Source organism: Streptomyces sp. NPDC042201, assembly GCF_055582185.1.
Genome location: NZ_JBVJDS010000017.1, coordinates 65770 through 85615, shown reverse-complemented (window position 1 = coordinate 85615; position 19846 = coordinate 65770). Strand labels below are relative to the sequence as shown.

20 protein-coding genes and 1 riboswitch are annotated in these 19846 nt (G+C 71.8%); of the genes, 11 read left to right on the top strand and 9 right to left on the bottom strand.

Translation table 11 applies throughout. The features are described from left to right. Window positions 1-105 precede the first annotated feature (105 nt). Window positions 106-744 carry a histidine phosphatase family protein gene (locus tag ACZ6MZ_RS31300; RefSeq protein WP_469355809.1) on the bottom strand — a complete coding sequence of 213 codons (639 nt, stop codon included), beginning with the start codon at window positions 742-744 and terminating at the stop codon, window positions 106-108. 331 nt (window positions 745-1075) lie between these two features. On the opposite strand from ACZ6MZ_RS31300, the gene ACZ6MZ_RS31295 reads away from it, so the two are divergent. Continuing rightward, window positions 1076-1300 (top strand): CbtB domain-containing protein, encoded by a 225-nt coding sequence (locus ACZ6MZ_RS31295; RefSeq protein ID WP_384185959.1) that lies wholly within the window; start codon window positions 1076-1078, stop codon window positions 1298-1300. A gap of 21 nt (window positions 1301-1321) precedes the next feature. Further along, window positions 1322-2164, top strand: coding sequence for a CbtA family protein (locus ACZ6MZ_RS31290; protein WP_469355807.1), 843 nt, complete (start codon window positions 1322-1324; stop codon window positions 2162-2164). Between the two features lie 75 nt (window positions 2165-2239). Here the strand turns inward: ACZ6MZ_RS31290 and ACZ6MZ_RS31285 are convergent, their stop codons facing one another. Further along, entirely contained in the window at window positions 2240-2629 is a 390-nt protein-coding gene (locus ACZ6MZ_RS31285; protein ID WP_469355805.1) for a DUF7144 family membrane protein, read from the bottom strand. A gap of 181 nt (window positions 2630-2810) precedes the next feature. Between ACZ6MZ_RS31285 and cbiE the strand changes: the two genes are divergently transcribed. Both cbiE and cobM read left to right on the top strand, forming a co-directional pair. Next, entirely contained in the window at window positions 2811-4121 is a 1311-nt protein-coding gene (gene cbiE / locus ACZ6MZ_RS31280) for a precorrin-6y C5,15-methyltransferase (decarboxylating) subunit CbiE (RefSeq protein ID WP_469355804.1), read from the top strand. 47 nt (window positions 4122-4168) lie between these two features. Continuing rightward, complete coding sequence (cobM, locus tag ACZ6MZ_RS31275) at window positions 4169-4921, top strand: precorrin-4 C(11)-methyltransferase (RefSeq protein WP_469355802.1); 753 nt, start codon at window positions 4169-4171, stop codon at window positions 4919-4921. 37 nt (window positions 4922-4958) lie between these two features. Here cobM and ACZ6MZ_RS31270 read toward each other — a convergent pair whose 3' ends face one another. Beyond that, window positions 4959-5210, bottom strand: a complete 252-nt coding sequence (locus ACZ6MZ_RS31270) for a hypothetical protein (RefSeq protein WP_469355800.1) — start codon at window positions 5208-5210, stop codon at window positions 4959-4961. A gap of 126 nt (window positions 5211-5336) precedes the next feature. Between ACZ6MZ_RS31270 and ACZ6MZ_RS31265 the strand changes: the two genes are divergently transcribed. The 4 genes from ACZ6MZ_RS31265 (at window position 5337) to ACZ6MZ_RS31250 (ending at window position 6987) form a co-directional block, all read left to right on the top strand. Continuing rightward, window positions 5337-6167, top strand: coding sequence for a helix-turn-helix domain-containing protein (locus tag ACZ6MZ_RS31265; RefSeq protein WP_469355798.1), 831 nt, complete (start codon window positions 5337-5339; stop codon window positions 6165-6167). Further along, on the top strand, window positions 6167-6391 hold the full coding sequence (locus tag ACZ6MZ_RS31260; RefSeq protein ID WP_469355796.1) for a DUF397 domain-containing protein: 225 nt from the start codon (window positions 6167-6169) through the stop codon (window positions 6389-6391). Before ACZ6MZ_RS31265 ends, ACZ6MZ_RS31260 begins: the two co-directional genes overlap by 1 nt. Before the next feature lie 31 nt (window positions 6392-6422). Further along, window positions 6423-6629, top strand: a complete 207-nt coding sequence (locus tag ACZ6MZ_RS31255) for a DUF397 domain-containing protein (protein ID WP_469355795.1) — start codon at window positions 6423-6425, stop codon at window positions 6627-6629. Window positions 6630-6708: 79 nt separating this feature from the next. Beyond that, on the top strand, window positions 6709-6987 hold the full coding sequence (locus tag ACZ6MZ_RS31250; protein ID WP_469355792.1) for a hypothetical protein: 279 nt from the start codon (window positions 6709-6711) through the stop codon (window positions 6985-6987). A gap of 58 nt (window positions 6988-7045) precedes the next feature. Here ACZ6MZ_RS31250 and ACZ6MZ_RS31245 read toward each other — a convergent pair whose 3' ends face one another. Further along, complete coding sequence (locus ACZ6MZ_RS31245) at window positions 7046-8164, bottom strand: cobalt-precorrin-5B (C(1))-methyltransferase (RefSeq protein WP_469355790.1); 1119 nt, start codon at window positions 8162-8164, stop codon at window positions 7046-7048. 17 nt (window positions 8165-8181) lie between these two features. Here ACZ6MZ_RS31245 and ACZ6MZ_RS31240 point away from each other — a divergent pair, with 17 nt between their 5' ends. Beyond that, window positions 8182-8994, top strand: coding sequence for a cobalt-precorrin-6A reductase (locus ACZ6MZ_RS31240; protein WP_469355788.1), 813 nt, complete (start codon window positions 8182-8184; stop codon window positions 8992-8994). Here the strand turns inward: ACZ6MZ_RS31240 and ACZ6MZ_RS31235 are convergent. The 3 genes from ACZ6MZ_RS31235 to cobG all read right to left on the bottom strand — a co-directional run bounded on the left by ACZ6MZ_RS31235 (window position 8931) and on the right by cobG (window position 12687). Then, the gene (locus ACZ6MZ_RS31235) at window positions 8931-10457 is read right to left on the bottom strand and encodes a precorrin-2 C(20)-methyltransferase (protein ID WP_469355859.1); all 1527 of its coding nucleotides are present in this window, start codon (window positions 10455-10457) and stop codon (window positions 8931-8933) included. The genes ACZ6MZ_RS31240 and ACZ6MZ_RS31235 overlap by 64 nt on opposite strands. A gap of 77 nt (window positions 10458-10534) precedes the next feature. Then, window positions 10535-11161 (bottom strand): precorrin-8X methylmutase, encoded by a 627-nt coding sequence (locus tag ACZ6MZ_RS31230; RefSeq protein WP_383914189.1) that lies wholly within the window; start codon window positions 11159-11161, stop codon window positions 10535-10537. Window positions 11162-11181: 20 nt separating this feature from the next. Then, the gene (gene cobG / locus ACZ6MZ_RS31225; RefSeq protein ID WP_469355857.1) at window positions 11182-12687 is read right to left on the bottom strand and encodes a precorrin-3B synthase; all 1506 of its coding nucleotides are present in this window, start codon (window positions 12685-12687) and stop codon (window positions 11182-11184) included. Window positions 12688-12909: 222 nt separating this feature from the next. Next, window positions 12910-13058, top strand: a riboswitch (cobalamin riboswitch). A 34-nt stretch (window positions 13059-13092) separates the two neighbouring features. Between cobG and cobN the strand changes: the two genes are divergently transcribed. After that, window positions 13093-16695 (top strand): cobaltochelatase subunit CobN, encoded by a 3603-nt coding sequence (gene cobN, locus ACZ6MZ_RS31220; protein WP_469355786.1) that lies wholly within the window; start codon window positions 13093-13095, stop codon window positions 16693-16695. 39 nt (window positions 16696-16734) lie between these two features. On the opposite strand, the gene ACZ6MZ_RS31215 is transcribed toward cobN, so the two are convergent. Next, window positions 16735-17637, bottom strand: a complete 903-nt coding sequence (locus ACZ6MZ_RS31215) for a serine hydrolase (protein ID WP_469355784.1) — start codon at window positions 17635-17637, stop codon at window positions 16735-16737. Continuing rightward, window positions 17634-18590: a LysR family transcriptional regulator gene (locus ACZ6MZ_RS31210; protein WP_469355782.1), complete on the bottom strand. Its 957-nt coding sequence runs from the start codon at window positions 18588-18590 to the stop codon at window positions 17634-17636. The genes ACZ6MZ_RS31215 and ACZ6MZ_RS31210 overlap by 4 nt, the downstream gene beginning before the upstream one ends. 181 nt (window positions 18591-18771) lie before the next feature. Between ACZ6MZ_RS31210 and bla the strand changes: the two genes are divergently transcribed. Further along, a complete protein-coding gene (gene bla / locus ACZ6MZ_RS31205; RefSeq protein ID WP_389786006.1) occupies window positions 18772-19689 on the top strand; it encodes a class A beta-lactamase in 918 nt (305 codons plus the stop codon). Window positions 19690-19846: the final 157 nt, after the last annotated feature.

Genomic DNA, 19846 nt, shown 5'->3' with positions numbered 1-19846 from the left:
CGAGTGCTGTTCGGCACTTATTTCCCATGACGTTCGATGACGCTCCGTAGCGCTCCCGCCGCCACAGCCGTCACGTTTCGTTACGTGGAGTGATGTACGGGATCTTCAGGGCGCGACGCTGTACAGCGGGCGGCCGCTGAGCAGATTCCAGCGGCCGTCGCGCCCGCTGAGTTCGGTGACGGTCAGCGGGCGTACGTCGATCCTCCAGAACGCCTGCGGGGTCGCGCCGAGGGAGTGGACCACGGCGGCGCGGATGATGTCAGGCTCGGCCACGGCGATGACGCGGCTCCGGGAGTCGTCCGGGGCCTTCCCGTCCGCCCTGTCCGCGCCTTCCGGGCCCTCCGCGGTCAGGGTGTCGAGCCAGTGGCCGACGCGGGTGTGCAGGGCGAGCAGGGACTCTCCGCCGTGCGGGGAGGACGCCGGGTCCGACAGCCAGACGGCCACCCCCTGCGGCTCCGCCGCGGCCACCTCGTCGAGGGTCCTGCCCTGCCAGCGGCCCATCGCGCACGGCGCGAGGCCGGGCAGCGGTTCCGCGTCCAGGCCGAGCACCTCCGCGGTCCGCACGCAGCGCCGCGAGGGAGAGACGTACAGCGCGGCGGCGCGGGGGAAGGTCTCGCGTACGGCCTCGGCCTGCCGCAGCCCGACGGCGTCCAACTCGTCCTGATCGCCCGCGCCTTCGCCGAAGCGCGCTGCGCGCAGGGCGGTGCTGATGGCCGGTGAGATGAACATCACCCGGGTGGTCATACGGTTCTCCTCGGCTGTCCTCGCTCCCGGCCGGCCCGCCCGACGCGGGGCCAACTCCCGGAGCCCGTACGGCGCTCGGCGCTCCGCGGCAGCCGCCGTCCGCCGGTGACCGGCGGGGGAGAGGGCCTCTTGGCCCGCCTGTCGGTTCGCGGTACCTTCACGTCGATATCACGACGGCGGGACGGAAGTCCGGTGAGAGTCCGGCACGGTCGCGCCACTGTATGCCGGGTGCCGGCTGCGTACAGCGCAGCAGGGGCCCGGTGAGTCAGACCCGATGGCCGTCGTGCGAGCTCCACCGAATGGGACGCGAGTTCCCCAAGGAGGTTGTGCCATGGCTCAGTCCATTGCGCCCCCGGTCGTTTCGCCCACCACCGCCCCGGTGACCCCCCTTCCTCTGCGCGCGGTTCTGCCGTGGGCCGTGTTCGTGGGCACCCTGATGCTCGTGCTGTTGTACTTCGTCGGCGCCGAGCAGGGCGCGACGTCGGTCTTCTCCGGTGCGGGGGTGCACGAGTGGGTGCACGACGGCCGTCATCTGCTCGGCTTCCCCTGCCACTGACCACTGACGGAGATCACGCACATGCATGCCTCCACCGTCAGAACTCTCCTGGTCCGCGGCATGATCGCGGGCGTCGTCGCCGGACTCTTCGCCTTCGCGCTGGCCTATGTGGTGGGTGAGCCCTCCGTACGGGACTCCATCGCGCTGGAGGAGACCCAGTCCGCGCCGGCGCACGAGCACGGCGCAGCGGCGCCGGCCGGTTCATCGGCCGGTTCTTCGGCCGGCGAAGCAGCGGCCGCGGACGAGGAAGAGGAACTGGTCAGCAGGCCGGTCCAGTCGACGTTCGGACTGGCCACCGGTGTCCTGGTGTACGGAGTGGCCCTGGGCGGAATCGCCTCGCTGGTCTTCTCCGTCTCCCTGGGCCGGATCGGCCGGTTCGGCCCGAGGGCAACGGCGGCCCTGATCGCCGGAGCCGCCTTCATCACCGTCTATCTGGTGCCGTTCCTGAAGTATCCGGCGACCCCGCCCGCGGTGGGCAACCCGGACACCATCGGCCGACGCACCACGCTGTTCTTCCTGATGATCCTGCTCAGCGTGTTGCTGGCGGTCATCGCCGTCATCACGGGGAGACGGCTGGCCCCGCGGCTGGGCAACTGGAACGCGTCGGCCGTCGCCGGCGCCGGTTACGTCGTCGTCGTGGCAGTGGCCTGTCTCGTCCTGCCCGCCAACACCGATGCCGTTCGGGAAACCTTCCCGGCGGCTCTGCTCTGGGAGTTCCGTCTCGCGTCGCTCGGCGTACAGGCGCTGCTGTGGACGGCCTTCGGGCTGATCTTCGGGGCGCTGGCGGAGCGGGTGCTCCATCCGCGCAGCGCCACAGCGGCGGCCGCCGGGGGCGCCTCCTCGCCGGTCGGGACAACCGGCTGACACCGGGGCCCCGACCGGCCGGCCATCGGTGACACCAGGTGGGCGCCCGGCGTTCCTGACGCCGGGCGTCCTGGCTCACCTCTCCGTACGACGCCGGTCACCCGCGCACAGCGCCCAGATGATGAAGACGTCGATGGCGAGGAGCGTGAGGGCCCAGAGCGGATAGCGCGGAATCCACAGGAAATTCGAGAGCGCGCCGAGACCCGCCAGGATGACACCGACGACGCGCGCCCAGACCGCTCCTTTGAACAGGGCGCAGCCCGCGAGGAAAATGATGAGGCCCAGGATCAGATGGACCCATCCCCAGCCGACGAGATCGAACGAGAAGATATAGCTCCGCGTCGTGAGGAAGATATCGTCCTTGGCGATGGCGGAAGTGCCCGCGAGGATGGTCATGGCGCCGCCGAAAATCATCAGGACCGCGGCGAATACCGTCCATCCGGTGGCGAGCCTCTGCTTGGCCATGGGTCGCTCCCTGGGTGAGAAACCTGGCCGTCGACCACGTATTCGTCGGCCCCGGTCCTTGCGTTCCATTCAAGGTTCCATAGGTGTGGATCACCCGCATCTCCTGCCCCGTCGGGGCCGCGGCCGAAGTGGCCCGTACAGTTTCGAAGTCGGTCTTCTCCCAGCCCAGAGGAATACGGCAGTGAGCTTTCCGTCTCCCGCGTTTCCCCCGCCCCCCGCGCCGCCGGTGACCGTTGCCGGGATCGGCGCGGACGGGTGGGCGGGGCTTTCCGAAGGCGCGCGGCAGGCCTTCCGCGATGCCGAGGTGCTCATCGGCGGGCCCCGGCAGTTGGATCTTCTCCCGGAGGACGAGTGCGCGGGGGAGCGCGTGGCGTGGCCGTCGCCGCTGCGGCCCGCCGTTCCCGGGCTGCTCGCGGCTCACGCCGGGCGCCGGGTCTGTGTGGTGGCCAGTGGGGATCCGATGTTCTACGGGATCGGGCGGGCCCTCGCGGAGGTGGTGGGGGCCGGGGCGTTGCGGGTGCTGCCGCATCCGTCGTCGGTGTCGTATGCCTGCGCGCGGCTCGGCTGGCCGGTGGAGGACACGGAGGTCGTCACGCTCGTCGGCCGTCCTGCCGAACGGCTGGCCGCCGCCCTGCACGACGGCCGCCGGGTCCTGGTACTCAGCGCGGGCGCGGCGACGCCCGCAGAGGTGGCGGCGTTGCTGTGCGAGCGGGGGTACGGGCCGAGCCGCATGCACGTCCTTGAACAACTCGGCCGGGAACACGTCGGCCTTGAGCAGCTCGGCCGGGAACAACTCGGCCTGGAACACCTCCGCGCGGGCGGGGAACGGCATATCGAAGCCCTGGCCCAGGACTGGTCCGAGCCCGCGGGCGATCCGCTGAACGTCGTGGCGGTGGAGTGCCGTCGCGCGCCGGACGCGTTGCGCATCGGAGCCGTACCAGGTCTGCCGGACGCCGCGTACGAACACGACGGCCAGCTCACCAAGCGCCATGTGCGCGCCGCCACGCTGGGCGCGCTGGCGCCGGCGCCGGGGGAACTGCTCTGGGATGTCGGAGGCGGGTCGGGTTCGATCGCCGTCGAGTGGATGCGTACGCACCGGTCCTGCCGGGCGGTGTCGGTCGAGCGCGATCCGGCGCGCGCCGAGCGCATCGGCCGCAACGCGCGGGCGCTCGGTGTCCCGGGGCTGCGCGTCGTCACGGGCGGAGCCCCCGACGTGCTGGCGGGACTGCCGGTGCCCGACGCGGTGTTCATCGGCGGCGGGCTGACCGCCCCCGGGCTGCTGGCGGCCTGCTGGGACGCGCTGCCGGCGGGCGGCCGGCTGGTCGCGAACACGGTGACGCTGGAGTCCGAGGCGCTGTTGGCCGACTGGTACCGCCGCCTCGGCGGAGAACTGGTGCGGCTGGCCGTCGCGCACGCCGTACCGGTGGGCGGATTCACCGGCTGGCGGCAGGCCATGCCGGTCACCCAATGGGCCGTCACGAAAGCCCCTTGAGCCCCTTTGCACGACCTCCCGGCGCAACCCTCAGGAGAAGAAGAACGATGACGGTGTACTTCATCGGCGCCGGACCCGGCGCCGCCGATCTGATCACGGTGCGGGGCGCGCGCCGGCTGGCCGCGTGTCAGGTCTGCCTGTACGCGGGCAGCCTGGTGCCGCGCGAGCTGCTGGCCGAATGCCCGCCGGACGCGCGCCTGATCGACACCGCGCAGATGGACCTGGACGGGATTACGGCGGAAGTCGTCCGGGCCCACGAGGAGGGCCACGACGTGGCCCGGCTGCACTCCGGCGATCCGTCGGTCTTCAGCGCGGTCGCGGAGCAGATGCGGCGGCTGGACGCGGCGGGTGTGCCGTACGAAGTGGTGCCGGGGGTACCGGCGTTCGCGGCGGCGGCCGCGGCGCTGAAGCGTGAGCTGACGGTGCCGACGGTGGGCCAGACCGTCATCCTGACCCGGATCGCCCAGCGGGCCACGCCGATGCCGGAGGGCGAGGACCTGGCGACTCTCGGGCGCAGCGGCGCGCTGCTGGTGCTGCACCTGGCCGCGCGGTATGTGGACCGGGTGGTGGACGAACTGCTGCCGCACTACGGGGCGGACTGCCCGGCCGCGGTGGTCGCGATGGCCAGCCGCCCGGACGAACTGGTGCTGCGCGGCACGCTCGACGACATCGCCGGACAGATGAAGGCGGCGGGTGTGGTGCGGACGGCGGTCATCATGGTCGGCCGGACGCTGGGCGCGGAGCAGTTCCGCGACAGCCACCTGTACTCGGCCGAAAGGGAACGCCCGCACAGCTGCTGACGGGCGTGCCCTGCCGCGCCCTTCGCGGTCCCGCACCTCACACCCCGCCCCTGCTGCTTCGCTTGTTCCGTTCCGCAACCTCCGCGCTGAGCTTCTCGGAGGGTGAGCCGGCGGGTTCGTAGTCGGGGCACTTCGGGTGCCCGCACTCGCACGGGGGCCACTTCAGCGCGGAGCCCGGAGCGAGGTCCGCTCCTTCCCCCGCCTCGGTCTTGTGGACGATGAGGACACCGTCCACGCCGAACGCCTCCGACAGCCGGGACAGGAACCTCCGCGCTTCACTTCTCGTCATTGCGTTCTGCCTTTCGCCTTTTTGCGTGCTCTCTGTGACTAGTTGCTCACATGGTGCCGCCGTCCGGCGTACGCTCGGAAGCCGTTTCGGTCCCGACCGCAAATCTGGGAGAAATGGGGTGCCCGCATGGCACGGCCCGCACGCGAACTCACACCCGACAGGTCCGCCCGAGATCTGTTCGGCGCCAAGATGCGGAATTTCCGTGAGAGGGCGGGCTTAACCCTTGAGGGCCTGGCAGGCGTGGTGCTCGTCAGCAAGAGCCATCTGTCCCGGATCGAGACCGCGGAGTACATGCCGCCCCGGGAACTGCCGGCCCAACTGGACGCGGCGTTCGGCACGGACGGCATTTTCGAAGAGCTGTACGGTCTCGCGCGCAAGGAGATCCACCCGGACAAGTACCGGCGGCGCATGGAGCTGGAGGCGAAGGCCCGGATCATCGATGAGTTCGCGGGGCAGATCGTGACGGGGCTCCTGCAAACGGAGGAGTACGCCCGCGCGCTCTTCCGTGTCAGCAATCCGAGGGCTACGCCGGACGAGATCGAGGAGAAGGTGACGGCTCGCCTGAGTCGGCAGGCGCTGCTGACAGGCGCCTCCTCGCCGGACCTCTCGGTGATCCTCGACGAGGCGGTCATACGGCGATCCGTCGGCGGTCCTGCCGTCATGCGGGACCAACTCGCCCGGCTTCACGAGCTGACAGACACCCCCAGGACCACGATTCAGTTGCTGCCCTTCGAACATGGGGAGCACGCTCTGCTGGGAGGTGGCACGTTGACTCTGATGACGCTGGACCACGGGTCCTCCGTGGCCTACGAAGAGGCCCTTACAACGGGCACCCTGCTGGAAGACCCGGAGAGTGTCAGGACCCGGCGGCGGGATTACGATCTGATGCGGGCCTACGCCCTGTCGCCGCGCGATACGGCGGCATTCATCCGATCCACGATGGAGGCGCTTCCCTGATGAGCACCACCCTGGACCTCTCCCTCGCGCAGTGGGTCAAGTCCTCGTACAGCAACGGCGATGGCGGCGGCTGCGTGGAGTGGGCGCCGAAGGTTGCGGCCGCTTCCGGGATCGTCCCTGTACGGGACAGCAAGGACCCGAGCGGCCCGTCCCTCATGTTCGCGACCGCTGGCTGGTCCACGTTCGTCACCGCCGTACGCAGCAGCGGGTTTCTCACTTCCTGAGTCACACCGACGAGACGGAGGACCCTTCTTGATGAGCACCACACGGTGGGTCAAGTCCACGTACAGCAACGCGGACGGCGGCAGTTGCGTGGAGTGGGCGCCGAAGGTCGCGGCCGCTTCCGGGATCGTCCCTGTACGGGACAGCAAGGATCCGAGCGGTCCGTCCCTCATGTTCGCGACCGCGGACTGGTCCACGTTCGTCACCGCCGTCAACGACGGTGGTTTTCCCGCCGCCTGAAGCACAACGCGCCACCGGAGCCCCGTCACCCTCTCCCGTCGGAGTGACGGGGCTCTTCGCTGCTGTCGAGGAGGACACCGTGACCGCCCAACCCGGATACAAAGGCCCGGATCCGAGGGTCCGCCCAATCCCCCAGACCATCGACGCCGTCTCCAACGCACTCGGTGCCACCAAGCGCGCGGCTTTCTGTGCGGAAATCGGTCAAGCCGAAGATGGCGACCACATCAGCGCCGTCCTACGGAAGTGGTGGATGGAGGCGATGTTCGACAGCCGTCCCGGTCGCGAGCAGCGCCTTTCCGATGCCGAGGCCGGTCGAAGGCTCGCCCCGCTGCCTGGTCCGGTCGGCGGCGAGAAGTGAACGGTTACGAACCGATCTGATCTGGCTCAGCGACTGACCCACCGCCGAGCCCCGCTTCCTACAAGGGCTCGCTGCGGCCCACTACCGTGCCCGCTCTGTCGATGCAGATCACGTCCACCTCCACCGGCGCCCCGCGCAGTACCGTCAGCGCCTCGTCGCGTGCTCTCGTCGCGACCGCGTCGCCCAGTCGTATGCCCTGGGCCTGGCACAGCTGTAGTGCTGCCAGGCCGGTGTTGGCCTGGGTCACCTCCGTCGCCAACTCCGCGTTCGCGCCCGCCGCCACCGCCAGGTCCGCCAGGAAGACCTTGTCCACCTGGGAGCGGGCCGAGTGGAGGTCCAGGTGGCCCGCCGCCAGTTTGGAGAGCTTCGCGAAGCCGCCGCAGATCGTCAGGCGGTCGACCGGGTGGCGGCGGATGTACTTCAGTACCGCACCCGCGAAGTCGCCCATGTCCAGGAGGGCGTCCTCGGGGAGGTCGTACGTCGCGAGCACCGTCTTCTCGGACGTCGAGCCCGTGCAGCCCGCGACATGCGTACGGCCCGCCGCGCGGGCCACGTCCACGCCCCGTCTGATGGAGTCGATCCAGGCCGAGCAGGAGTAGGGGACGACGATGCCCGTCGTGCCGAGGATGGACAGGCCGCCCAGGATGCCCAGCCTCGGGTTCCAGGTGGAGCGGGCGATTTCCTCGCCGTGGTCGACTGAGACGGTTATCTCGACGTCGCCCGAGCCGCCGTGGCGGGCCGCGACCTCTGCCACATGGGACCGCATCAGCCGGCGCGGGACCGGGTTGATGGCCGGTTCGCCGACGTCCAGGGGGAGGCCGGGGCGGGTGACCGTACCCACGCCGGAGCCGGCTCGGAAGACCACTCCGGAGCCGGGCGGCAGCAGCCGTACCGTCGCGCGGACCAGGGCGCCGTGGGTGACGTCCGGGTCGTCGCCCGCGTCCTTGACGATTCCCGCCATGGCCAGGGACCGGGACAGTTCCTCCGCTGCCAGGGTGAACGCCGGCGTCTGCCCCCGGGGGAGCGTGATCGTCACCGGGTCGGGAAAATCGCCGGTCAGCAGTGCCGTGTACGCGGCCGTCGTCGCCGCCGTCGCGCACGCACCCGTCGTCCAGCCGGGCCGCAGGCCCGTGTGCTTGAGTTGGGCGCTGCGCCCGCCCGTCACGCCCTCAGACATGGAGAGACCCGCCGCCGATGAGTGAACCGTTCCATGTGCTCATCCTTGGCGGGACCACCGAGAGCCGTCGTCTCGCCGAGAATCTGCACGGCCCTCTCCGCTTCGTCCGACACATCCGCGTCACCACGTCCCTCGCCGGCCGCGTCGCCCGCCCGGTGCTGCCGCCCGGCGAGGTGCGGATCGGCGGGTTCGGCGGCGCGGAGGGGCTGGAGCGCTGGCTGCGCGAGCACCGCGTGGACGCGCTCATCGACGCCACTCATCCCTTCGCCGCGACGATCAGTCGGAATGCGGCCCGGGCGGCCGCCGACGCCCATGTTCCCCTGCTGGCGCTCCGCCGGCCCTCCTGGGTGCCCGCCGTGGGCGACGACTGGCGTTCGGTCGGCTCGCTGGAGGAGGCGGCCCGGGCGCTGCCCCCGCTCGGGAGCAGGGTCTTCCTCACCACCGGGCGGATGGGGCTCGCCACCTTCGCTCACCTCGATGACCTGTGGTTCCTCGTACGGTCCGTGGACGCTCCGGAGCCGCCGTACCCGGCCAGGACGGAAGTGCTGCTGGACCGGGGGCCGTTCACCCTCGACGGGGAGCGGGAGATCATCCACCGCCACCGCATCGACGTCGTGGTGACCAAGGACAGCGGCGGCGCGGCCACCGCGGCCAAGCTCACCGCCGCCCGCGAGGCCGGTCTTCCCGTGCTCGTCGTCCGCCGGCCTCCGGTGCCGGAGGGGGTGCCTGTGGCGGGCACCCCCGACGAGGCGGTGGACTGGCTGCGTCAGTTCGCCGCTTTCGGAGAGTTCTCCGGGGACGGGCTCTCCGCAAGCGGCTTCTCCGGGTAGCGGCGCGGCGTCCAGACGATCTGCCGCCCGTCCCCCCGCCGTACGGTCACCGTCTGCGAGGACCCGACCAGCAGGATCGTCCGCATGTCGACCTGCGCCGGATCGAGGTCGGCCAGCCGCACGATCCGTACGCTCTGCTCCGCCCCGCCCACATCGCGCCCGAGGACGACCGGAGTGTCCGGAGCGCGGTGTTCCAGCAGCAGTTCGCGGGCCTTGCCGACCTGCCACGTACGGCTGCGGGAACCGGGGTTGTAGAGCGCGAGCACCAGATCCGCCGCGGCTGCCGCGTGCAGGCGTTCGGCGATGACTTCCCAGGGTTTGAGCCGGTCGGACAGCGAGAGCACGGCGTAGTCGTGGCCGAGCGGGGCGCCGGCGAGGGCCGCCGCCGCGTTGGCGGCGGTCACGCCCGGCAGTACCCGTACGGGGACGTCCTCGTACGGCGCCCGCGACGCCACCTCCAGGACCGCCGTGGCCATCGCGAAGACGCCGGGGTCGCCGCCCGAGACCACGGCCACGCGCCGTCCCCGCCGCGCCAGGTCGAGGGCGAACTCGGCGCGCTCCGACTCCACCTTGTTGTCGGAGCCGTGCCGGAGCTGGCCGGGGCGGACCGGCACGCGGTCCAGATAGGTGGTGTAGCCGACGAGATCCTCGGCGGCGGCCAGTTCGCCGCGCGTCTCGGGCGTGAGCCACAGCGGTCCGGCCGGGCCGGTGCCGACGACCACCACCTGGCCGGTCTTGTTGGTCTCACCTGAGTTGCTCGGCGCACCCGCGTCCCCGGGCACCGGCACGGGCACCGCGCCGATCCGGCTCGGCAGGACAGCGACCGAGAAGTACGGCACGGAGTCCGGATCGACATCGGCCAGCGCGCCGGTGCGCTCGCCGCTCATCGTGGCGCGTTCGACGTACCGCGCGTCCGACAGCCGCCCCGCCCGCTCGATCGCCCGCCGTACGGTGGGGAAGGTCCGGCCGAGCTTCATGACGACGGCCGAGTCCGCCGAGGCCAGGCGGGCCGTCAGCTCCTCCTCCGGCAGGGTGCCCGGGAGGATCGTCAGCACCTCCTCGCCCTCGACGAGAGAGGTGCCGAGCCGGGCCGCGGCGGCGCTCACCGACGTGACGCCGGGGATGACCTCGGTCGGATAGCGGCCGGCCAGCCGCTTGTGCATGTGCATGTATGAGCCGTAGAACAGCGGGTCGCCCTCGGCGATCACGGCGACGGTGCGTCCGGCGTCCAGATGGACGGCGAGCCGGGCCGCCGACTCGGCGTAGAACTCCTCCATCGCGCCCTGGTACCCGCCGGGGTGGTCGGTGGTCCCGGTGGTGACCGGGTAGACCAGGGGTTCCTCGATATGGTCGGCACGCAGATGCTCCGCGGCGATGGAACGCGCGATGGACCGGCCGTGCCGGGCGCTGTGATACGCGATCACATCCGCCTCGGCGATGACCCGCACGGCCCGTACGGTCATCAAGGACGGGTCACCCGGGCCGAGTCCGACTCCGTACAGCCGGCCGGTCGAAGGCCCCGCCGTGGTGCTGTTCTCGCTCACTCTTCCTCGCTCGCTATGGCGTTGATGGCCGCCGCCGCGATGGCGCTGCCGCCCCGCCGTCCGCGTACGACCAGGTGCTCAAGCCCGGCGGGGTGGCCGGCGAGCGCGTCCTTGGACTCGGCGGCGCCGACGAAACCGACCGGCACACCGATGACGGCCGCCGGGCGCGGGGCGCCGTCCTCGATCATCTCCAGCAGCCGGAAGAGCGCGGTCGGGGCGTTGCCGACGGCCACCACCGCGCCCCCCATCCGGTCCCGCCACAGCTCCAGGGCGGCGGCGCTGCGCGTCGTCCCCATCTCGGCGGCGAGTGCGGGGACCGCGGGGTCGGACAGGGTGCATACGACGTCGTTGTCCGCCGGCAGCCGCTTACGGGTGACACCGCTGGCGACCATGGCGACATCGCACAGGATCGGTGCGCCCGCGCGCAGGGCCTCGCGGGCGCGGGCCACGACCGCGGGCGTGAAGGCGAGGTCACGCACCAGGTCGACCATGCCGCAGGCGTGGATCATCCGCACCGCGACCTGGGAGACGTCGGCGGGCAGCCCGGCGAGGTCCGCCTCGGCGCGGATCATGGCGAAGGACTGGCGGTATATCGCCGCGCCGTCCTTCTCGTAGTCGAACACTGTGGACACTGTGGTCTCGCTCATCTCGTCACTGGGGTGGTGCGTGCCGTCGTGGGTTTCCGAGCCGTCGCGACCGCTTCGGCGAGTTCTGGTCCTGTGGTGGCCCTGAGGAGATGTCCCCGCACCGAGATGTCGTAGCCGCCCTCGCCGGTCGCGACGACATCCACCCAGTTGCCCTGTGGATGGCCGCAGCGGCGGGCGCAGCCCGACCAGTAGACAGGCAGGTCACCGGGGTTGGTGGCGGGCAGGTCACCGGGGCGGGCTGCGGGCGGTCCACCGGGGCGGGTGGCCGTTACGGTTCCGGCCGCGTCCGCCCGTACATCCGTGAGTGCCTTCGCGCACCCGGGCCGACCGGTGCAGGCGCCGACGCCGTGCCAGGGGGAGTGGGGGTCCGTGATCAGCCCGGCGGTACGGAGGCGGTCCAGGAGGTCGTGGGCGGTGGCGGGGTCCAGGCCCGGCAGGATCACTCCGCGCCAGGGGGTCACCCGCAGGGTGCGGTCGTTCGTCCCGCGCTCGCCTGCCGACAGCAGCAGCCGCCACTGCGCGACGCTCAGCCGTCCCAGTGGGGCGTACACGGACAGCGCCACGGTCCCGTCGGGGGAGTGGACCAGCCCCGGGACGGGCGGCCCGGCTTCCGGCCGCGCCGCGTCCGCCTCGTACTCGGCGCCGTACTCGGCCTCGGGCTCCGCCCCGTACGCCGCCCCGGGCTCCGTCGTGTACCCCGCCCGGTACTCGGCCCCGTACCCCGCCCCGTACCCCGCTCCGTACTCGGCCACCGGCTCCGTCGCGATCCCGGCCGTCGCCAGCCCCGTGGTCACCGCCGCGTCCAGCCCATGGCCCGCGGGCAACTCCCGTACCCGCCAGGCGCCCGAGCCGCTTGCCGCCGCCACCGTGAGGAAGGTCTCCGCCGCCAGCAGAGCGGCGCGCGGGGCGTCGGCTGCGGAGACCCGCAGTCCTGACCCGTTCGCCCCGGTATGCAACACCGCTGATCCGTCCGGCTGTGCGAGCAACGTCACATCCGCGCCCAGGGCGGCCACATCACCGCGGCCGTCGTCCAGCGCGAACAGAAACCGCCCCGAGAGCGCCGTAGCGGCCTCGCTCGCGCACAGCAGCGCGTCCAGCTCCCGGGCCCACAACCGCACGTCCGCGCGGGGGATTCCGTCCAGTCCCGACAGGGGCGAAGCGACGACGTTCCGTACCCGCTCGTGCCGTTCCGAGGGCAGCAGGCCGGCCTCGTACAGCAGCTCCGCCAGCTCCCCGCCGCAGCTCTCCCCCAGCCCCCGCAGCTGGACGTTGCCCCGCGAGGTGATGTCCAGCCGGCCGTCGCCCAGCTGCTCGGCCGCCGTCGCCAGCGCCTCCGCCTGACGGTACGTCAGAAGCCCGGCGGGCAGCCGCAGTCGTGCCAGCCGGCCGTCGTCGGCGGCGTGCAGCCGGAGCGCTCCTGGGCAGGCGTCACCGCGCTCCCGGACGGGAGCTTCGTCCCGGTTCACGGGTGTTGGCGAGGTAGGCGGCATGGCGGCGAGCATACCCACGTACCCCCGCGCCCTCCCCGCCCGTTCCGGCCCCCGCCCGGCCGTCGGCTCCGGCCTCCGTTCAGCCTCCGTCCGGCCTCGGTCCCAGCTCCGGCCAGCTGTCGGCTCCAGCCTCCGTCCGCCGTTCTCCGGTTGTTCGCCCGGCCCCCGCCCGGTTGTTCACCCCGCCCCCGTCCGGCCGTTCGTCCAGGCGCCCTCCCCGCCGTGACCTGCAGCACTTACTATGCAGACGACGGGTCTTCAGGCCCGTCACCGCCATAGACGGCGTCAGGGGAGGAAGCCCGGTGAGAATCCGGCGCGGTCCCGCCACTGTGAGCCCGGCAGCAGCCGGGTGAGCCAGGAACTCCCGCCGTCTTCCTACCGCCCGGGGCGCGGACCCCGAGGAAGGCGAGACGCCGCATGATCCTGCTCCTGTCGACGTCCGACACCGATCTGCTCAGCGCCCGTGCGGCGGGCGGCCCGGTCCCGTACCGGTTCGCCAACCCCGCCCGGCTCGCGCTCGACGAGCTGCCCGCGCTGCTGGAGGGCGCCGACCTCGTCGTCGTACGACTCCTCGGCGGGCTGCGCGCCTGGCAGGACGGGATCGACCAGCTCCTCGCCGCCGACCGCCCCCTGGTGGTCCTCACCGGCGAACAGGCCCCTGACGCCCAGCTGATGGAAGCCTCCACGGTCCCCATCGGCATCGCCGCCGAGGCGCACGCCTATCTCGCCCACGGCGGTCCCGCCAACCTGGAACAGCTCGCGCGGTTCCTCTCCGACACCGTCCTGCTGACCGGCCACGGCTTCGAACCGCCCGCCGCCGCGCCCACCTGGGGACCGCTCCTACGCGCCCCCCGCCCGTTGGCGGGCGGCGGCCCGCTGATCGCGGTGCTCTATTACCGCGCCCATCACATGAGCGGCAACACCGCCTTCGTCGACGACCTGTGCTCCGCGATCGAGACGGCCGGCGGCCGGGCCCTGCCGCTGTACGTGGCCTCCCTGCGCGCCCCCGAGCCCGAGCTGCTCGACGCGCTGCGCGCCGCCGACGCCCTCGTGACCACCGTGCTCGCCGCGGGCGGCACGAAGCCTGCCGAGGCCTCGGCGGGCGGAGACGACGAGTCCTGGGACGCGGGCGCCCTCGCCGCCCTCGGCGTACCGATTCTCCAGGCCCTGTGCCTGACCGGATCGCGCAGCGCCTGGGAGGAGAGCGACGAAGGTCTGTCGCCGCTGGACGCCGCGGGGCAGGTCGCCGTGCCGGAGTTCGACGGCCGGCTCATCACCGTCCCGTTCTCCTTCAAGGAGATCGACGAGGACGGTCTTCCGGCGTACGTCGCCGACCCCGAGCGGGCCTCGCGCGTCGCCGGGATCGCCGTACGGCACGCCCGTCTGCGCCATATCCCGAACCCGGAGAAGCGCCTCGCGCTGGTGCTGTCCGCGTACCCGACCAAGCACTCCCGGATCGGCAACGCCGTCGGTCTGGACACCCCGGCCAGCGCCGTCGCCCTGCTGCGCCGGCTCCGTACCGAGGGCTACGACTTCGGTACGGAAGAGGTCCCTGGCCTGGCGTCCGGCGACGGCGACGAGCTGATCTACGCGCTGATCGAGGCCGGCGGCCATGACCAGGAGTGGCTGACCGAGGAGCAGCTGGCCCGCAATCCGGTCCGTATCCCCGCTGCCGACTACCGCCGGTGGTACGGGCAACTCCCCGCCGCGCTGCGGGAGTCGGTGGAGCGGCACTGGGGGCCGCCGCCCGGCGAGATGTTCGTGGACCGGAGCCGTAGTCCGGAAGGCGACATCGTCCTCGCGGCCCTGCGCCGCGGCAATCTGCTGATCCTGATCCAGCCGCCGCGCGGCTTCGGCGAGAACCCGATCGCGATCTACCACGATCCCGATCTGCCGCCCTCACACCACTACTTGGCCGCGTACCGCTGGATCCAGGCCGGCCGCGAGGACGGCGGCTTCGGCGCCGACGCCATGATCCACCTCGGCAAGCACGGCAATCTGGAGTGGCTGCCCGGCAAGAACGCGGGTCTTTCCGCCGCGTGCGCCCCCGACGCGGCGCTCGGCGATCTGCCGCTGGTCTATCCCTTCCTCGTCAACGACCCGGGCGAGGGCACGCAGGCCAAACGGCGCGTGCACGCCACGCTCGTGGACCATCTCGTACCGCCGATGGCGCGCGCCGAGTCGTACGGCGACATCGCGCGTCTCGAACAGCTGCTCGACGAGTACGCGGCGATCTCGTCCATGGACCCGGCGAAGCTGCCCGCGATCCGCGCCCAGATCTGGACGCTGATCCAGGCGGCGAAGCTCGACCACGACCTCGGTCTCGAAGACCGCCCGGACGACGACGGGTTCGACGACTTCCTGCTGCACGTCGACGGCTGGCTGTGCGAGGTCAAGGACGCGCAGATCCGCGACGGACTGCACATCCTCGGTGGTGCGCCGACCGGGGACGCGCGCGTCAACCTGGTCCTTGCCATTCTGCGCGCCCGCCAGATCTGGGGCGGTACGACCTCCCTCCCCGGCCTGCGCGAAGCCCTGGGGCTCGACGAGTCGGCTGCCACCCGTACCACCGCCGACGAGGCCGAGGAGCAGGCCCGGGCGCTGGTGCGGGCGATGGAGGACGCGGACTGGGATCCGGCCGCCGTGCCGGGTGTGGCGGCCGGCCATGCGCGGGCCGTCGCCGACATCCTCGGCTTCGCGGCCCGCGAGGTCGTCCCGCGCCTTGCCGCCACGACGGACGAGATCGACCACGCCGTCCTCGCCCTCAACGGCGGGTTCGTCCCGGCGGGCCCGTCGGGATCCCCGCTGCGCGGCCTGGTCAACGTCCTGCCGACCGGCCGTAACTTCTACTCCGTCGACCCCAAGGCCGTCCCGTCCCGGCTCGCCTGGGAGACCGGCCAGGCGCTCGCCGACTCCCTCCTGGAGCGCTACCGCACCGACAACGGCGACTGGCCGACCTCGGTCGGCCTCTCCCTGTGGGGTACGAGCGCGATGCGCACCTCGGGCGACGACATCGCCGAAGCCCTCGCCCTGCTGGGCATCCGGCCCGTCTGGGACGACGCCTCGCGCCGGGTCACCGGCCTGGAGCCCGTCGCGCTCGACGAGCTGGGCCGTCCCCGTATCGATGTCACCCTCCGCATCAGCGGTTTCTTCCGTGACGCCTTCCCGCACGCGATCGGCCTGCTGGACGACGCGGTCCGCCTCGCCGCCTCGCTGGACGAGCCAGCCGATGCCAACTTCGTCCGCGCGCACACGCAGGACGACCTGGCGGCGCACGGTGACGAACGCCGCGCCACCACCCGTATCTTCGGCTCCCGTCCGGGGACGTACGGCGCCGGAATCCTCCAGCTCATCGACAGCCGCGACTGGCGTACGGACGCCGACCTCGCCGAGGTGTACACGGTGTGGGGCGGCTACGCGTACGGCCGCGAACTCGACGGCCGGCCGGCCAGGGACGAGATGGAGACCGCGTACAAGCGCATCGCGGTGGCCGCCAAGAACACCGACACCCGCGAGCACGACATCGCGGACTCCGACGACTACTTCCAGTACCACGGCGGCATGGTCGCCACGGTCCGCGCCCTCAAGGGCACGGCTCCCGAGGCGTATATCGGCGACTCCACCCGCCCGGAGACGGTTCGCACGCGGACGCTGGTCGAGGAGACGTCCCGGGTCTTCCGCGCCCGCGTGGTCAACCCCCGCTGGATCGAGGCCATGCGCCGCCACGGCTACAAGGGTGCCTTCGAACTGGCCGCGACGGTCGACTACCTCTTCGGCTACGACGCGACGACGGGCGTGGTCGCCGACTGGATGTACGACAAACTCACGGAGACCTACGTCCTGGATCCGGAGAACCGCGAGTTCCTCCAGCAGGCCAACCCCTGGGCCCTGCACGGCATCGCGGAACGCCTCCTGGAGGCGGAGTCGCGCGGCATGTGGGCCAAGCCGGATCCGGCGGTGCTGGACGCGCTGCGCAAGGTGTTCCTGGAGACGGAAGGCGACCTGGAGGGCGAAGGCTGACGCCGGGGGCCGGGCCCGTAGGGATGTGCTGGACGCGGCCTAGAGCTGCCGAAGGTGGTCACGGAGTCCGCGGGCGACCTGCGACATGAGGGCGTCGGCGCCGGGCTGGGTACTGGCCGGAACGAGTGACTCGGTCAGGACGGCGATGGCGAATGCCTGACCGTCGGAGTGCTCGACGACACCGATTTCGTGGCGGAGGTTCAGGAGGGTGCCGGTCTTGGAGGACCAGGTGGTGGCGTCCGAGCTGAAGTCCGGGGCGAGTCGGTGCCGGAGCAGGTGGTGGGTCATGAGGCCGCGCACGCGCGCGGCCACTTCGGGATGGACCGTCGACGGTGTCCACAGGGCCTGGAGCAGCTCGACGTAGGAGCGCGCGCTGCCGGTGTTGGCGCGGGTGGTGTCGAGCTGAGGCACCCGATGTCCGCCGCCGCTGGTGCCGGCGTCGATGGCGAGGGCGTGGGCGAGATGGGCCTGGGCGGCGTCGAAGCGTTCCACGGGGGTGTCGGACAGCTCGCGCATGGCGTGCCGGACGGTGATGCCGCGGAGGCCGAGTTCGTGGAGGATGCCGGCGACCTGGGCGGGCGGGGTGAGGCCGAACAGCGCGTCGGCGGCCGTTCCGTCACTCACGCAGGTGCTCAGGTAGAGCAGGTCGTCGATGGCGAGCCGGGCGGGGTGGCGGAACCGGCTCAGTCCGGTGGGACCGGGCGTGGTGATCCGCCCGGGGCGCACGTCGAGCATGGCCGCTCCGTCGAGTTCGCCCCGTCGGATGCGCTCCGCTGTCGCCAGCGCGAGGGGGACCTTGACCAGGGAGGCGGCGGGCAGCTGGGTGTCCGGCTCGATCCCCAGTTCTTCTCCCGTGTGCAGATCGCGTACGAGCAGGCAGCCGTGCAGGCCGCCGTCGCGCAGCTGCCGGCGCATGTCGCGGAGCAGTGCCTCGGTGTTCACGCGGCCGCGCCTCCGGCGTTTTCGTTGGCTTTCGCTTGGGCGCCTGCTTGGGCGTCCGCTTGGGCGTCCGCTTGGGCGTCCGCTTGGGCGTCCGCGCCGAGGCAGCGGGCGATGGCGTCGCCCAGGCGCGCTTCGATGTGCTGTGGATTGCCGTCCGCGGAGGCGGCGAGGGCGAACCCCCGGCTGAGCGTGATCTCACCGATGGGCCGCCAGTTCAGGGCGAGTTCCTCGGCCTGTGCGGGGGAGCACAGCAGCAGGTCGCGGGTGCAGAGGACTTCCGCCGCGGCGGTCGTCAGGTCGGCCGCGGCGAGCTGCGCGGGCCGCAGGCCCACCGCGTCGCGCAGGCGCGTCAGCGGGTCGCGGATGTGCGGCACGTCATCTTCCGGCTGGATCCAGATACGGCGGGCCGGACCGGGGGAGGCTCGTCCGATCCGCAGCGTTTCGACGTGGACGCGCCTCATGCCGGGATCCTGGGCGCCGGCGAGCCCGAGCGGCACGGACCACGTCGCCTCGTTCGGCGGCGCCGCGAGCAACGCGGCACGCACCTGCTGCGCGTGGAGGAGCTCGGTGCGCCGCGCCGGCGCGGCGAGGCGGAGATCGAGGGTGACACCAAGCCCGCGTGCCTCGGCGACGAGCCGGGCGAGACCGGCCGTGGAGCAGATGGCGGGCACCGCGAGCCGCCACGGCTTGCGCTGGGCGACTTCCGCCTCGTGCAGCAGCACATCGGCCGCCTGTACGAGCTGTCTGGCCACCGGCAGCATGTCCCGGCCGAAGGGGGTGAGGACGACCCGCCGCGACGTGCGCTCGATCAACTGCTCGCCGAGGCGTTCCTCCAGGGCGGCGACGCGACGGCTGGCCACCGACTGCGACATCCGGGCAGCGGCCGCTCCGACGGTGAAACTGCCGTGCTCGCTGACGCTGACAAACGCGCGACACGCTCCCACCAGATCCACGGCCCGACTCTATGCCTCTATGCCGGATCGGCATGAAGCGGCGCATGAGCGCATTGGACCGCATCGTCGCCCGAGGGCGAGGGTGGTCCTCCCGGCACTCATGACCACGCACCGGGATGGGGCGGTGTCACCCCATCCCCTCATACGCCCTGCGTGCGGGGCGCCCCGGAGGTTTGGACCCATGCCGTACACCCGTGCCCGGCGCGCCGCTCTCGGCGGGCTTGCCACGCTCGCCCTCGTCCCACTCGCGGCCTGCGTCCAGGCCGGTTCCCCGGCCCCGGCCCCGTCGTCGTCTCCGTCCGCCGCGACGGCGAAGCCGTTCGCCCGTGAGTTCAAGGAACTTGAGCGCACGTTCGACGCGCGGCTGGGTGTCTACGCCATCGACACCGGCACCGGGCGCGAGGTGGCCTACAACGACGGCGAGCGATTCGCCTACGCCTCCACCTTCAAGGCATTTGCCGCCGGCGCGGTGCTGCGCAAATACTCCCTGAGCGGGATGGACCGAGTGATCAAGTACTCCAGGAACGATCTGATCGCCCACTCTCCCGTAACCGAAAAGCACGTAGAGACCGGAATGACCCTGAGCGAGCTGTGTGATGCCGCTGTCCGCTTCAGCGACAACACCGCGGCCAACCTGCTGTTCGACGCGCTCGGCGGCCCCAAGGGCCTCGACGCCGCACTCGAAGAGATCGGCGACGACACCACCCAAATGGAGCGCCGCGAGCCCGAACTGAGCCGATGGACCCCAGGCGACACCCGCGACACGAGCACGCCCCGCGCCCTGGCCAAGGACCTGCGCACGTTCGTCCTCGGAGACATCCTCGGCAAGGCCGAACGCGCACAGCTCACACAGTGGCTACGCACCAACACCACCGGAGCCGAACTCATCAGGGCCGGCACACCCAAGGACTGGCTGGTCGGCGACAAAACAGGAACCGGCAGCACCTACGGCGCCCGCAACGACATCGCCGTTGTCTGGCCCCCCGACACCGCCCCCATCGTGCTGGCGATCATGTCGAACCGCACCAAAGAGGACGCCGACTACGACAACAAACTGATCGCGGAAGCAGCATCCGTGGTAGCCAAGACCCTCTCCTAACAGCAGCCCCCCACCCCAGACGGAGCCCACCTGCCACGCCCGCCCACTCCCCCGCGACGAAGCAAGCCCCCCGCCTGCGCGGGGACCACATCGTCGACCGAACACACCTCTTCGTCGACAACGGACCACCCCCGCCTGCGCGGGGACCACACTTCGC